Origin of the sequence: Psychroserpens mesophilus, from assembly GCF_050617655.1 — a bacterium.
GTDB lineage: Bacteria > Bacteroidota > Bacteroidia > Flavobacteriales > Flavobacteriaceae > Psychroserpens > Psychroserpens mesophilus_A.
Window position 1 is genome coordinate 1 of the sequence record NZ_JBODQC010000440.1, and the last position, 242, is coordinate 242.

The following is a 242-nucleotide window of genomic DNA, read 5'->3' on the forward strand; positions in this document are numbered from 1 at the left end:
CCTTGCGTGGTATACGGAGGGGAAGAACCATTACACTTTGCAGCGGATGAAATTTCGTTTAAAGACCTCGTGTACACCCCCAATGCCCATACCGTGGTAATTGAGTTCGAGGATGGCCGGAAGGTCGTTGCCGTATTACAGGACATCCAATTCCACCCGGTAACCGACAACATCCTGCACGTGGATTTCTACCAGTTGTTCCCGGACAAGGAAGTGACGATGAAAATCCCGGTACGCCTGCT

General features: G+C 51.2%; 1 pseudogene. It reads left to right on the forward strand.

Annotation, left to right across the window (positions count from 1 at the left end):
* Positions 1-242 (forward strand): annotated as a pseudogene (locus ACRHNM_RS17920) (50S ribosomal protein L25); the annotation flags it as partial.